A 12,402-nucleotide genomic window follows, 5' to 3' on the forward strand; every position below is an offset into this window, starting at 1 on the left:
CCGCCGGTGGAAGGCATGCCACAGCCCACGGCGGCGGCATCCATCCTCCACGCTAGCCGGTCAATCTTGCAGATGCCTTTCGTAAGCCAACTCGAACCGCGGGCGCTGCAGCAGCAGTTCCTCGCGCATCCCCCGCAGGATTTCCAGGCGCAGACCCTGGAGCATGGCGTGCCCGCGTTCGACGCCGTGTTCGACCTGCTCACCACCGCCGATCCGGCGTTGCGCGCGCGCGTGGCCGGCTGGCCGCTGCAGCGGCTGTGGCGGCGCTGGCTGCGGCCGCGCACCAGCTTCGTCGGCAGTACCGTCAGCGAATACGCCTGGCTGCCGCGCGCGGCCGACCCGGCGCAGTTGCCCGGCCAGTGGCGAACGCAGCTGGGGCGCAAGCGCCCGCTGCTGATCGTCAAGGACATCCCGCAGCACTCGCCGCTGCTCGATGCCACCGACAATGCCTGGGCGCACGTGTTCCTGGAGGCCTGCGAACGCAGCGGCTACGTGCTGCTGCGCGGGCAGGCGCTGGCCTGGGTGCCGATCGATTTCGCCTCCACCGACGAATACCTGGCGCGCCTGTCGCGCGGCCGCCGCCGCAACATCCGCCGCAAGCTGCGCTCGCGCGCCGACCTGGAGATCGAGGTACTGCCGACCGGCGCCGCCTTCGCCGACCCGGCGCTGCGCGCGCACTGCTACGCGCTGTACCTGCAGGTCTATGCGCAGAGCGAGGTGCATTTCGACCTGCTGACCGAAGCGTTCTTCGACGCGCTGCTGACCGATGCCGATTCCGGCGGCCTGGTGTTCACCTACCGCCACCAGGGCCGGCTGATCGGCTGGAACCTGTGCTACGTGCACGACGGGCGGCTGCTGGACAAGTACATCGGCCTGCACTATCCGGACGCGCGCGAACACAACCTGTACGCGCTGAGCTGGATGCACAACCTGGACTACGCCTGCCGCCATGGCCTGCGCGCCTATGTCGCCGGCTGGACCGATCCGGAAGTGAAGGCGCAACTCGGCGCCAGCTTCACCTACACCTGGCATGCGGTGTACCTGCGCAATCCGCTGCTGCGCATCGCGCTGCGGCGGCTGCGGCCGCTGTTCGAAGCCGACGATGTCGGCACTCCAGACCCTGACGCCGACGCGGCGGAATGACATGAGCGCACCGGTACTGCTGGATCTGGACGACTCGCTCGGCACGGTGCCGGGCGCGTTGCGCCTGCCGCTGCACGAGTGGTGCGACGGGCTGCGCTTCGCCTGTTCGCTGCGCCGGCTGCGGCGCTTCGGCGTCGCGCTCGACGGCGTGCTGCCGGCGCGGCATGGCACCGTGCTGCTGGGCAGCGGCGATTTCCACCACCTGAGCCTGCCGCTGATCGTGCGCCAGGCGCAGCGCGCGCAGGCGCCGCTGCGGGTGGTGGTGTTCGACAATCATCCGGACAACATGCGCTTCCCGTTCGCGGTGCATTGCGGCTCGTGGGTATGGCGGGTCGCGGCGTTGCCGCAGGTGGCGCGGGTGGAAGTGGTCGGCATCACCTCGGGCGATGTCGGCGCCGCGCACGCCTGGGAAAACCACCTGCGCCCGCTGTACCGCGGCAAGCTGCGCTACTGGTGCAGCGGCGTGGACGTGGGCTGGGCGCGGCGCCTGGGCCTTGGCCGCGCGGTGCGCGGCTTCGGCTCGAGCATGGAGATGATCGACGCCTTCCTGCAGCAGCTGCGCAGCACGCCGATGCCGACCTACCTGTCGCTGGACAAGGACGTGCTGGATCCGCAGGACGCGCGCACCAACTGGGACCAGGGCGAACTGCGGGTGCCGCACCTGCTCACCGCCATCGCCTATCTGCACGGACAACTGCTCGGCAGCGACATCACCGGCGAGGTGTCGCAAGCGCGCTATCCGCAATGGTGGAAGCGGCGCCTGGCGGCGCTGGATGCGCAGCCGCCGCCGTCGCCGCAGGCGCTGCCGGCATGGCAGGCGCAGCAGCACGAGGTGAACTTGCGGCTGCTGGACGCGCTGGCCGAGGCCGGGCTGCGTCGATAGCGCATGCCCGTGCAGGAGCGGCTTCAGCCGCGACCCGCGTTACCGATGGATCCTGTCGCGGCTGAAGCCGCTCCTACAGGATTGTGCAGGGTGCGATGGTGTTGCGGGATCAGCCCAGCCGCTCGGCACACACCTGCCGCAGCACCGTGACGATCGCCTCGAAACCCTCTTCGTCCAGCCAGGGGCTGTTGCTGATGCTCAGGCAGCGCGCGGCGAAGTCGCGCGCGTTGGGCATCGGTGCGGGATCGACGATGTCGCGCAGATAGGCGTAGTCGGGCAGGGCGTGCACGAACAGCAGGCCGACGCCGAGTCCGCGCGGCCACAGCTGCGCCAGCGCGCGTTCGCGCGCGGCCGCGTCCGGCAGCAGCACCAGCAGCGCCGGCCAGCTGCCTTGCGCGCCGGCGCTGTCGGCGACGACGCGCAGCCCGGGCAGAGAGGCCAGGCGGGCGCTGCGGCGCCGGCCCTGGTCGCGCGCCTGCGCCAGGAACGCCGGCCAGCGCGCGCTGGCGCGCACGCCGACCGCTTCGCGCCAGGCGCCGACCGCGTGTTGTGGGATCGCCGCATCGAAATGGTCGCCGGCCGCGGCCACGCGGTCGCCGCGACGCAAGGCGCGACGCAGCGGCGCGCCGTAGGCCCAGCGCAAGGCGTGCGGCCGGTACAGCGCGGCGTAGCCGAGCAACTGCAGGCTGCGCTGCAGTTCCCAGCGCCAGTCGCGCTGGCCCAGGCGCGCCGCCATCGCGGCCAGGCTGCGCCGCAATGACGCGTGCGGCGACATCAGCAGGCCGCCTTCGTACAGGGTCGGGCCCTTGCCCACCGCCAGGCTGCAGAAGCCGATGTCGCCGCCCAGGCCGGCCGGCCGGCCGTCGGCGTGCACGCCGCCCAGCGCCTGCGCGGCGTCTTCGATCAGCATCGCGCCGCAGGCCGCGGCGGCCTGGCGCAGCGGTTCCAGGTCGGTCAGGCGCCCGCCCAGGTGGGTGGCGACGATCGCCAGGGTGTCGCTGCCGCAGCGCTGCGCGAGCTGCGCCGGGTCGGGTTCGATCGCATCGGGCAGCAGATCGCACAGCACCAGCTGCAGGCCGCAGTGGGCCACCGCCAGCGCCACCAGCGGACAGGTGTAGGCGGCCACCAGCACCTGCCGGCGGCGGCTGCCGGCGGCCAGGGTGCGCAGCGCGACGACCAGCGCGGCGGTGCCCGAGCAGGTGAGCACGGCATCGGGGAAGCCGAGCTGCGCGGCCAGCCGCTGCGGCGTGCGCGCCGGCCACAGGTCGCGCCAGCGCAGCGGCAGGCCGGCGGTGGGCGGAACCTCAGTGCGCATCGGCCGGCGCGGCGCGCTCGCCGAGCGCGAGGCAGACGATGCCGGCCACGATCAGCGCCGCGCCGAGCGCCTGCAATGCGCCGATCGGTTCGCCGAACCACCACGCCGACAGCAGCAGCACGCTGACCACCTCCAGGTGCGAGGCGGCGAACGCCGGGCCGATCGGCGCGTGTTCGAGCAGTTTCATCCAGGTGAAGAACGCGCCGACATAGCCCAGCAGTGCGGCGTACAGCCAGGGACTGGCTAGCAGGCGCAGCACCCAGGCCCACTCGGCCTGTGGCGGGAACGCATGCGCGCCGCCGAGCTTGAAGCCGAACTGGGCCAGGGTGTCGAAGCCCAGCAGCAGGGCGAAGCCCACGGCGTAGCGGTGCAGCGGCGGGCGGCTCATGTGCCCAGCCCGACCACGGCCACGCCGGCGCTGACCAGGCAGATCCCGGCTACCTGCATGCGTCCCAGCCGCTCGCCGAACAGCCAGCGCCCGGCGAGCATGATCGCCACGATGTTGATCGAGCCGAGCAGCACGCCACGGCCCAGCGGCACCAGCGACAGGAACGCGGTCCAGGCCAGGAATTCGAACGCGTAGCAGGCCATGCCCAGCCACAGCCACGGTTGCCGCGCCATGCGCCGCCAGCGTGCCGCGCCGCTCGCCAGCGGATCGCTGGCGACGTGCTTGAAGGCCAGCTGGCCGACCGTGTCCAGCGCCACCGTCGCCAGCCACACGCCGACCACGGGCGCCTGCAGCGCCATCAGGCGGCCTGGCGCGGCGCGCCGGCCTGGGCGGCGAAGAACTGCGCCAGCCGCGCGCCGAGCACGCGGCGTTCGCGGTCCAGGGTGATCATGTGGTAGCTGTCGTGCAGCAACAGCAGTTCCACCGGCCCGGACACGCCGGCGACCACCAGCTGCGCATTGCGCAGATGCGCGATGTCGTCCTCGGCCGCATGCGCGACCAGGCACGGCGCGGTCACCTTGGCCAGGTTGCGGCGCACCCGCCGCGACAGCAGGTGCATCTCGGCCAGCGCGTGCCACGGATTGCCGGGCAGGCCGGCGGCGCTGCTGTCGCCGCCGAGCATCGCGCCGCTGATCTGCGCGCGGATGCGCTCGTCGCGCAGGCCGTACGGCGGTTCTTCCAGGAACATGCGGCGGCGGCCGATGCCCAGGCGCTTGAACCACGGCAGCAGGAACGCCAGCCGCGCGCGCCGCGGGATGTTCCAGCCGTCGTAGCGGAAGGTGGCGCCGAGCACGCCGACGCCGTCGACCCACTCCGGCCGCTCTTCGGCCAGTTGCAACGCCAGCAGCGCGCCCATCGACAGGCCGGCCACGAACAGCTTGTCCACCTGCGGGCGCATCTGCGCCGCGGCCTGCTCGACGCTGGCGCTCCAGTCGCGCCAGCCGGTGGCGATCAGGTCGTCCTCGTTGCCGCAATGTCCGGCCAGCTGCACGCCATGCACGCTGAAGCCTTCGCGGTGCAGGCTCTTGCCGAGCAGGCGCATCTCGCTGGGCGTGCCGGTCAGGCCGTGGAGCAGCAGCACGCCGTGGCGGCCGCCCTGGAAGTGGAATTCGGCGGATTGGATCATGGCGGCACGGCGTCGGCAGCGAAGGAACGCGCGCAGCGTGGCGGACAGGCGTTTCAGCAGCCTTTCGTCAGCGTTGCGCGGCGGCCGGGTTGCGGAAGCGCACCAGCACGCGCTGGCCCAGGCGTAGCGCCGACGGCTGCCGGAACGCCAGCACGCAGGCCACGCTGCGGTCGTTGCCGGCGCTGGCGCCATCGGCGTCGTCGTGCAGCTGCGCCGGGCCGAACGCCGGCGCCAGCCAGCGCACCACCGCGGTGCCCAGTGCGGTCTGGCGGCCGTCGTCGCTGATCACCTCGGCCTGCATGCCGGGGCTCACCGCGCCGGCGTAGCTTTCGTTCAATTCGGCGCGGACCAGGCGCGGCGCGTCCGGCAGCAGGGTCAGCAGCGGCGTGGCGCCGCCGTCGCTGCGCGCGCCGACCGCGGCGGCCAGTTGCAGCACGCGGCCGTCGGCCGGCGCGGACAGGCGGTACTGGTCGCGCTGCAGTTGCGCCTGATGCACCTGTTCGGCAGCCAGCGCGGCGTCGCTGCGCGCGGCCTGCAGCGCGTCGGCCAGGGTCTGGCTGGCGTCGCCGGCATCGTCGGCGCTCTGGCCGTCGCCGGCGCCGATCCGCGCCGCTTCGGCCAGCCGCCGCTGGCGCTGCTGCGCGTGCGCCAGCCGCTGCTGCAGCTGGCTCACGTGCGCGCTGGCCGCCTGCGCGCGGGTCTGCGCGATGTCCAGGTCCAGCGCCGCGGCGCGGTCGTCGGCCTGGATCAGCAGCGTGCCGCGGCGCACCGCGTCGCCTTCGTGCACCGCCACCCGCTGCAGGGTCGCGGCGACCGGCAGGCTCAGCCGCAGCAGGCCGCCTTCCACGTCGATGCGCCCGCGCGCCACCGCCAGGTAGGCCGGCGCCGCGCTGGGCACGGGCGCCGCCTGCGGCGGCGCGCAGGCGGCCAGCAGCAGGCCCAGCAGGGGAGCGGCGAGGAACGCTTTCATGGTGCGGACATCCGGGACGAAGAGGGGGGCGGGGGCGGCGGCGCCAGGCGGCGGTCGTCGAGGATGCGGCCGTCTTCCATCGACAGCACGCGGTCGGCATGGCGGATCAGCCGCGGATCGTGGCTGACGCACAGCACCATGGTGTTGTGGCTGCGGGCGATGCGGTGCAGCAGGTCGATCACGATCTGGCCGTTGCCGGCGTCCAGCGCGCTGGTCGGTTCGTCGGCGAACAGCAGCGCCGGGTGCTTGGCCAGTGCGCGCGCGATCGCCACGCGCTGCTTCTCGCCGCCGGACAGCTCGGCCGGGCGCAGCTGCTGGCGATGGGCGATGCCGACCTCGGCCAGCGCCGCTTCGGCGCGTGCGCGCACCTCGGCGGCGGCCAGGCCCATGTACTGCAGCGGCAGCCGCACCTGGTCCAGCGCGCTCAGCGCCGGGAACAGGTTGAAGCCCTGGAAGATGAAGCCGGTATGGCGCAGGCGGAAGCGCTCCAGCGCGGTCGCGTCGAGCGCGCCGAGGTTCTCGCCCAGCGCCTGCACCCGGCCGCTGTCGGCGCGCTGCAGGCCGCTGAGGATCGACAGCAGGGTGCTCTTGCCGCAGCCCGACGGTCCGGAGATCAGGGTCAGTTCGCCGGGCCACACCTGCAGGCTCACGTCGCGCAGTACCTCGGTGCGCAGCTTGCCGGAGACGAAGCTCTTGCACAGGGCGCTGCCGTGCAGCGTGGCGGCGTGCGGCAGCAGCGCGGCGTCGGCGGGGGCGGCGGCCTGGTTCATCGCAGCAGCAGCGCCGGGTCGGCGCGGCGCAGTCCGCGCAGCGCGGCCAGCGCCGAAAGCACGGTCAGCAGCATCACCGCGACCACGCACGCGGCCCAGCCGTTGCCATCGAAGGCCACCGGCACGTCGTGCGCACGCGCCAGCGCCACCAGCGCGGCGCCGAGCGCGCTGGCGCCGAGCAGGCCGAGCGCGCCGACCCAGGCCGCCTGCTCCAGCACCACCCAGCGCAGCGCGCGCATGCTCACGCCCAGCGCGTTGAGCGTGGCGTACTCGCGCGCCGCGCCGAGCACCGTGGCCAGCAGGGTCTGGCTGGTGATCGCCACGCCGACCAGCAGCACGATGCCGCCGAGGAACAGCACGCCGGAGCCGGCGCCGGTGTCGAACATCCAGAACAGGATGCTGCGCCGGGCGAACTGCGCCGCGCTCCAGGCCTCGATGCGCGCCGGCGCGGCGTTGCCGGCGAGGCTGCGCGCCACCGCCGCAGCGTCGCTGCCGGGCCGCAGCCGCGCGACCATGTAGGTCGGCCAGTCCGGGTGCATGGCATCGGTATTCAGGGCGCGCGCGGTTTCCAGCGAGGCCAGCACGTTGACCCCGCCCAGTGCGCGCAGGCCGCGGCCGACCCCGATCACCCGCACCCGGTGGCCGTTGATGCGCGCGCTGCGGCCTATGCCGACGCCGAGCTTGTCCAGTTCGGCGCGGTCCACCACCACCGTGTCCGGTTCGCGCAGCGCCGCGCGCAGGGCGGGGCTCAGCAGCCGCGCGAACATCAGCCCGTCGGCGCGGGTGTCGATGCCGGAGACGTAGATCGACACCGCGCCGGTGTCGTCGGGGCCGCGCCAGTCGCCGTCGAACCAGACGAACGGCTCGACCTGGACCACGCGCGGGTCCAGGTACAGCGCCGTAGCCGCATCCGGATCGATCGGGCGGCCCTGGTCCACGCTCTGCGTGCCCGGATAGCCCAGCCACAGGTCGGCGTCGGAGCCGGACACGTAGACGCTGGCGCTGCCGAAGATGCCCAGCACCAGCGCGGTCTGCAGCAGCAGCAACAGGCTGGCGAAACCGACCGAGACCACCACCGGCAGGAAGCGGCGCCATTCGTGGCGCAGGGTCTGGCGGGCCAGCGCGACCATCAGGGCGTTGCGCCTGCGCTGCCCGCGTCGCCGACGGTAGCGGTGGCAGTGGCGCTGGCCTGCGTTTGCGCGCTGCCCAGCGCGGTCTGCAGCGCGATGTAGTCGAGGTCGCGCTGGCGCTGCGCCTCGAGCAGCTCCAGCGCGGTCTGGTCGCGCGCGGCCTGCTGGGTGGCCACGTCCAGATCGCTGCCCAGGCCCAGCCTGCGCCGCGCCTGCGCCGCGTCGGCGGCCTGCTGCAGCGCCTGCAGCGCCTGCTGCTGCGCCAGCACGCGCTGGCGCTGCTGTTCCAGCGCGGTCAGCGCGTTCTGCACTTCGGCCACCGCATCCAGCACGCATTGGCGGTAGGCCAGCGTCGCCGCCTGCAGCAGCTCGCCGCGGGCCTGCGCCGTGGCCTGGCGCAGGCCCCAGTCGAACAGCGGGATGTCGATCAGCGGCCCCAGCGAGGCGATCTCGTGCGGGGTGGCGGTGCGGCGGTGCGAGAGCAGGTTGGTGGACCAGTGGATGGCGCCGCCCAGGCCGATGCTGGGGTAGCGGTCGGCGCGGGCGATGCCCAGTTCGCCGGCCGCGCGCAGCACCTCGGCCTCGCGCGCGGCGATGTCCGGGCGCCGCCGCAGCAGGTCCGCGGGCACCGCGTCGATCGCGCCGATCTGCAGGCCCGACGCCGTCGCGCCCGGTGCGGCGGCTGCCGCGTCGGCGGCGCTCCACGCCGGGTCCGGTGCGCTGCGCGCCAGCAGCACCGCCAGCCGTTGCGCGGCGGCGGCGCTGGCGGTGCGCGGTTCGCCCAGCGCGGCTTGCGCCTGCAGTTGCGCGGCCTGCGCCTGGGCGGCGGCGGCCGGCGGCGCAAGGCGCAGCGCGACCAGGGAGGCGCTCAGCGTCGCCTGCCGCTGGCGGGCGTCGGCGATGCGTTGCAGCAGTTGTTCGGCCTGTTGCGCGTGGCGCAGTTCGATCCAGTTGCGCGCCACGTCGGCGACGGTGGCGGTGCGGACCTGCTCCAGGCTGGCCTGCGCGGCCTGCAGGTCGCCGCGGCTCATGCGGCGGGTGGCTTCGCCGCGCCCGAACAGCGGCAGTTCCCATTCCGCGTCGAAGCCGGCGACCAGGAACGAGGCGCTGGCGTCGGGGTCGATCGGTTCTTCGGTGCGCGCATGCAGTTGCGGCTTGAACTTGGCCGTGGCGACGCCGTCCATGCGCCGCGCCGCGCGCAGCCTGGCCAGGGCCTGGGCCACGTCGAGATCGTCGCGCAGCGCCTGCGTGACCAGCGCATCGAGTTGCGGGTCGTGGAAGTCCTGCCACCACGCGCTGCCGGGCGGTCGTGGAGTGGCCGCGGCCGGCAGCGATGTCCACTGCGACGGCAGCGGCTGCGTCAGCTCCGGCAGCGGGGTGCTGACGCAGCCGGCCAGCGCCGCGGCGCTCAGCACGGCAAGGCCGGCCAGCCGGAATGCGCGGCGCCGGCTCATGCGGGCGTCGCCGCGCTGGCCGGCAGGTCCAGCTCCACGCGCAGGCCGCCCAGCGCCGAGCGCTGGTAGCGCAGGGCGGCGTGGTGGCGTGCGGCGATGCTGGCGACGATCGCCAGGCCCAGGCCGGTGCCGCCTTCGGGTGCATCCGGGGCACGGAAGAAGCGTTCGCCCAGGCGCGGCAGCAAGGCCTCGTCCACGCCCGGGCCGGCGTCGTCGACCGCCAGCTGCAGGTGTCGCGACTGCCGGCGCAGGCTCACCGTGACCATGCCGCCGGCGGCATGCCTGAAGGCGTTGTCGAGCAGGTTGTCGAGCAGTTCGCGCAGCGACCAGGCGTCGGCGGCGACCCAGGCCGGCCCGTTGTCGGCATCGTCGTCGTCGTAGCCCAGATCGACTCCGGCGTGCAGCGCGTCGGGAATGCGCTCGGCCAGCGCCTGCGGCAGCCACGCGGCCAGGTCCAGCGGCAGCAGCGGGCGGATGCTCTCGCGTGGCGCCTGGGCGCGGGTCAGCGCCAGCAATTGGGTGGAGCTGCGGATCGCGCGGTCGGTCAGCTGGCGGATGTGCTGCAGCGCCTGCGCGGTGTCCTGCGGGCGGGTGCTGGCCTGGGCGCGCTGCACGTGCATGCTCAGTCCGGCAAGCGGCGTGCGCAATTGGTGCGCGGCGTCGGCGACGAAGCGCTCCTGCAAGGCCATCAGCTGCTTGAGCCGGCCCAGCAGGCCGTCGATGGCCTGGGTCAGCGGCAGCACCTCGATCGGGATGTCGGGGCCGGACACCGGGCTGAGGTCGCGCTGGCTGTCGTCGAGCCGGCGCACCGCCGGTTGCAGCAGGCGCAGGCCCACGCGCACCCCATGCCAGACCAGCGCCAGCAGCGAGCAGGTCAGCAGCAGTTCGGTCGGCAGCATCAGCATCAGGATCTCGCGCGCGCGGCGGTGGCGGTCGTCCAGGGTCTCGGCCACCGAGATCGTCAGCCGGTCGTTGGCCTCCCAGGCCGACGGCACGATCAGGCTGGCCACGCGCACCGGGGTGCCGTCGGCCATGCGTTCGTCGCGCAGCACCACCCGGCCGAGCGCGGCCGGCGCGGCGTGCGCCGGGATCGGTTGCGCGCTGTTGCTGATCACGCCGTGGTCGCGGCTGCGCACCTCGAAGAACACCCGGCCGTCGCTGCTGTATTCGAGCAGGCGCCGCGCCTGCAGCGGCAGCGGCAGGCGCGCGCCGGCGTCGTTGACCGCCTTGGCCAGGCCCAGCGTGTCCTCCTTCAGGTCCATGTCGTGGACGTGGTTGGAGTACTTGAGCATCAGCAGGTAGAACAGCGCCGAGACCACCAGCATCAGCAGCAGGGTCGGGATCAGCAGGAACGCCAGCAGGCGCCGGCGCAGGCTGGGATGGGCGGGGACTGCGCCCGCCGTCGCGGCTGCCACGGCCGCGCTCACGACGCGTGCGGGTCGTGGGCGGTGTCGGCGTCGGCGTCCGCGGTGCGGGATTCTTCCAGCAGGTAGCCCAGGCCGCGGATGGTGCGGATGCCGACCCCGGAACCGTGCAGCTTGCGGCGCAGGCGGTGCATGGAGATGTCCAGGCCGTTGTCGGTGATCTCGTGCTGCCAGTCGCACAGCGCGTCGGTGAGCTGGCCGCGGCTGACCACGCGCCCGCTGCGCATCAGCAGCGTTTCCAGCAGCGCGAACTCGCGCGCGGTCAGTTCCAGCGGCTCGTCCTGCAGCCATACCCGGCGCCCGGCCAGGTTGATCCGCAGCTGGCCCAGGGCCAGCTCGGGGATGCCGCCGCTGCTGCGCCGGCGCAGCAGGGCGCGGGTGCGGGCCAGGAACTCGGACAGTTCGAACGGCTTGATCAGGTAGTCGTCGGCGCCCTGGTCGAGGGCGCGGATGCGGTCCTCCACGCCGTCGCGCGCGGTCACCACCAGCACCGCGACCTCGTCGCGGCGTTCGCGCACGCGCTGCAGCACCTGCAGGCCGTCGCGCCGCGGCAGGCCCAGGTCCAGCACCAGCAGGTGGTAGGACTCGGCGCTGAGCGCGCGCTCGGCGGCGGCGCCGTCGTTGACGTGGTCCACCACGTGCCCGCACTCGGCGAGCGAGTCGCGCAACGCAACGGCAATGGACGTATCGTCTTCGGCAACCAGGATGCGCATGGCGCGAGATGCTTGCAACGCGGATGTTGGAAAACCGTCGTAATCGGCGGTGGCGAGGCGATTACGATGGGATCCGTTTATGTAGCGACGGTGACCGTTGCGCGGCAACTGCGGCGCGGCCGGCGCCGAGCCGGTGCGGCCAGCGGGCGGCCCGGCCACGGCCGTGGTCCTCCTGCGGCGGCGCCTGCCGTTGCGCAAGCCGCCGCGCGTCGATGCGCGCACGCGTTGAAACCGGGCCCACAAGCGCGCAAGCTCCCGATCTGCTTCGCGGCCATGGGATTGGCAATGCGCGGGATGCTTTTCTGTCTGTTTGCAGGTGCGGCGGCGTGTCCCTCCGCGGCGGTCGCGCAGGCGACCACACGGCAATGCGGGGCAGTGGAGGAGGCGGGGCCGGCGTGCCTGCTGGCGCGCAAGCCGCTGCCGGCGTTGCCTGCCGGGGCGGTGTTCTGGCATCTCGATCGCTTTGCGTCGAAGGAGGCCGCAGACGCTGCCGCCGCCCCGACCAGCGTGGTGGTGGAGGCGTTCGGATCGGTCTGGCTCTTCACCCTTGCGCAGGCCGCGTGGCATTCAGAGGGCGGCGAGCACGTGTCCACGGTCGGTCCGCTCGCGGTGGCGCCGGCGTCGACCTATGCGGCCGACTATCTGCGCTCGATCTTCCTCCCGGGGACGACGGCGCCGTTGCATGTCCATTCCGGGCCGGAGGCCTTCTTCGCGGTCAGCGGCGACACCTGCCTGGAGACGCCGGCCGGCGTCCAGGTCGGGCGCGGACCCGGCAACAGCCTAACGATCGAGGCCGGACCGCCGATGCTGCTGATGGCGATCGGCACGGTGCCACGGCAAGGCTTTGCGCTCATCCTCCACGACGCCGACCGGCCAGCGACGACCTTGACCCAGGCCTGGCAGCCGCAAGCGCTGTGCGCGCGGCAGCTTGCGGCGGATCGGAGTCCTTAGCCCGCCCTCGATTGTCGGCCCGTGTCGGGAAATTCTGACGGCACGACACGGCATCGACCGATCGCGCCGGCACGT

The 12,402-nt window shown here is 73.4% G+C and carries 13 protein-coding genes; 3 read left to right on the plus strand and 10 right to left on the minus strand.

Annotated elements, in window-relative coordinates; translation table 11 throughout:
* Nucleotides 1-72 precede the first annotated feature (72 nt).
* Both H9658_RS18300 and H9658_RS18305 read left to right on the plus strand, forming a co-directional pair.
* Nucleotides 73-1,143, plus strand: a complete 1,071-nt coding sequence (locus H9658_RS18300; protein WP_191826465.1) for a GNAT family N-acetyltransferase — start codon at nucleotides 73-75, stop codon at nucleotides 1,141-1,143.
* A gap of 1 nt (nucleotide 1,144) precedes the next feature.
* Complete coding sequence (locus H9658_RS18305; protein ID WP_191826466.1) at nucleotides 1,145-2,026, plus strand: arginase family protein; 882 nt, start codon at nucleotides 1,145-1,147, stop codon at nucleotides 2,024-2,026.
* Nucleotides 2,027-2,135: 109 nt separating this feature from the next.
* On the opposite strand, the gene H9658_RS18310 is transcribed toward H9658_RS18305, so the two are convergent.
* The 10 genes from H9658_RS18310 to H9658_RS18355 all read right to left on the minus strand — a co-directional run bounded on the left by H9658_RS18310 (nucleotide 2,136) and on the right by H9658_RS18355 (nucleotide 11,376).
* The gene (locus H9658_RS18310; protein ID WP_191826467.1) at nucleotides 2,136-3,341 is read right to left on the minus strand and encodes a DegT/DnrJ/EryC1/StrS family aminotransferase; all 1,206 of its coding nucleotides are present in this window, start codon (nucleotides 3,339-3,341) and stop codon (nucleotides 2,136-2,138) included.
* A complete protein-coding gene (locus H9658_RS18315) occupies nucleotides 3,331-3,729 on the minus strand; it encodes a DMT family transporter (protein WP_179564085.1) in 399 nt (132 codons plus the stop codon). The genes H9658_RS18310 and H9658_RS18315 overlap by 11 nt, the downstream gene beginning before the upstream one ends.
* Complete coding sequence (locus H9658_RS18320; RefSeq protein ID WP_009593961.1) at nucleotides 3,726-4,088, minus strand: EamA family transporter; 363 nt, start codon at nucleotides 4,086-4,088, stop codon at nucleotides 3,726-3,728. Before H9658_RS18320 ends, H9658_RS18315 begins: the two co-directional genes overlap by 4 nt.
* Nucleotides 4,088-4,915, minus strand: coding sequence for an alpha/beta hydrolase (locus H9658_RS18325; RefSeq protein ID WP_191826468.1), 828 nt, complete (start codon nucleotides 4,913-4,915; stop codon nucleotides 4,088-4,090). Before H9658_RS18325 ends, H9658_RS18320 begins: the two co-directional genes overlap by 1 nt.
* A gap of 67 nt (nucleotides 4,916-4,982) precedes the next feature.
* Nucleotides 4,983-5,885, minus strand: a complete 903-nt coding sequence (locus H9658_RS18330; protein ID WP_191826469.1) for an efflux RND transporter periplasmic adaptor subunit — start codon at nucleotides 5,883-5,885, stop codon at nucleotides 4,983-4,985.
* Nucleotides 5,882-6,655, minus strand: a complete 774-nt coding sequence (locus H9658_RS18335) for an ABC transporter ATP-binding protein (RefSeq protein ID WP_191826470.1) — start codon at nucleotides 6,653-6,655, stop codon at nucleotides 5,882-5,884. Before H9658_RS18335 ends, H9658_RS18330 begins: the two co-directional genes overlap by 4 nt.
* Nucleotides 6,652-7,785 carry an ABC transporter permease gene (locus tag H9658_RS18340; RefSeq protein ID WP_191826471.1) on the minus strand — a complete coding sequence of 378 codons (1,134 nt, stop codon included), beginning with the start codon at nucleotides 7,783-7,785 and terminating at the stop codon, nucleotides 6,652-6,654. The genes H9658_RS18335 and H9658_RS18340 overlap by 4 nt, the downstream gene beginning before the upstream one ends.
* Nucleotides 7,785-9,239, minus strand: a complete 1,455-nt coding sequence (locus tag H9658_RS18345) for an efflux transporter outer membrane subunit (RefSeq protein ID WP_191826472.1) — start codon at nucleotides 9,237-9,239, stop codon at nucleotides 7,785-7,787. Before H9658_RS18345 ends, H9658_RS18340 begins: the two co-directional genes overlap by 1 nt.
* Nucleotides 9,236-10,654, minus strand: coding sequence for a sensor histidine kinase (locus H9658_RS18350; protein WP_191826473.1), 1,419 nt, complete (start codon nucleotides 10,652-10,654; stop codon nucleotides 9,236-9,238). The genes H9658_RS18345 and H9658_RS18350 overlap by 4 nt, the downstream gene beginning before the upstream one ends.
* Before the next feature lie 8 nt (nucleotides 10,655-10,662).
* Entirely contained in the window at nucleotides 10,663-11,376 is a 714-nt protein-coding gene (locus tag H9658_RS18355; RefSeq protein ID WP_179564099.1) for a response regulator, read from the minus strand.
* A 285-nt stretch (nucleotides 11,377-11,661) separates the two neighbouring features.
* Here H9658_RS18355 and H9658_RS18360 point away from each other — a divergent pair, with 285 nt between their 5' ends.
* Nucleotides 11,662-12,327, plus strand: coding sequence for a hypothetical protein (locus H9658_RS18360; protein WP_191826474.1), 666 nt, complete (start codon nucleotides 11,662-11,664; stop codon nucleotides 12,325-12,327).
* The last annotated feature ends 75 nt before the right edge of the window (nucleotides 12,328-12,402 follow it).

Source organism: Xanthomonas bonasiae (assembly GCF_014836395.1).
Classification (GTDB): domain Bacteria; phylum Pseudomonadota; class Gammaproteobacteria; order Xanthomonadales; family Xanthomonadaceae; genus Xanthomonas_A; species Xanthomonas_A bonasiae.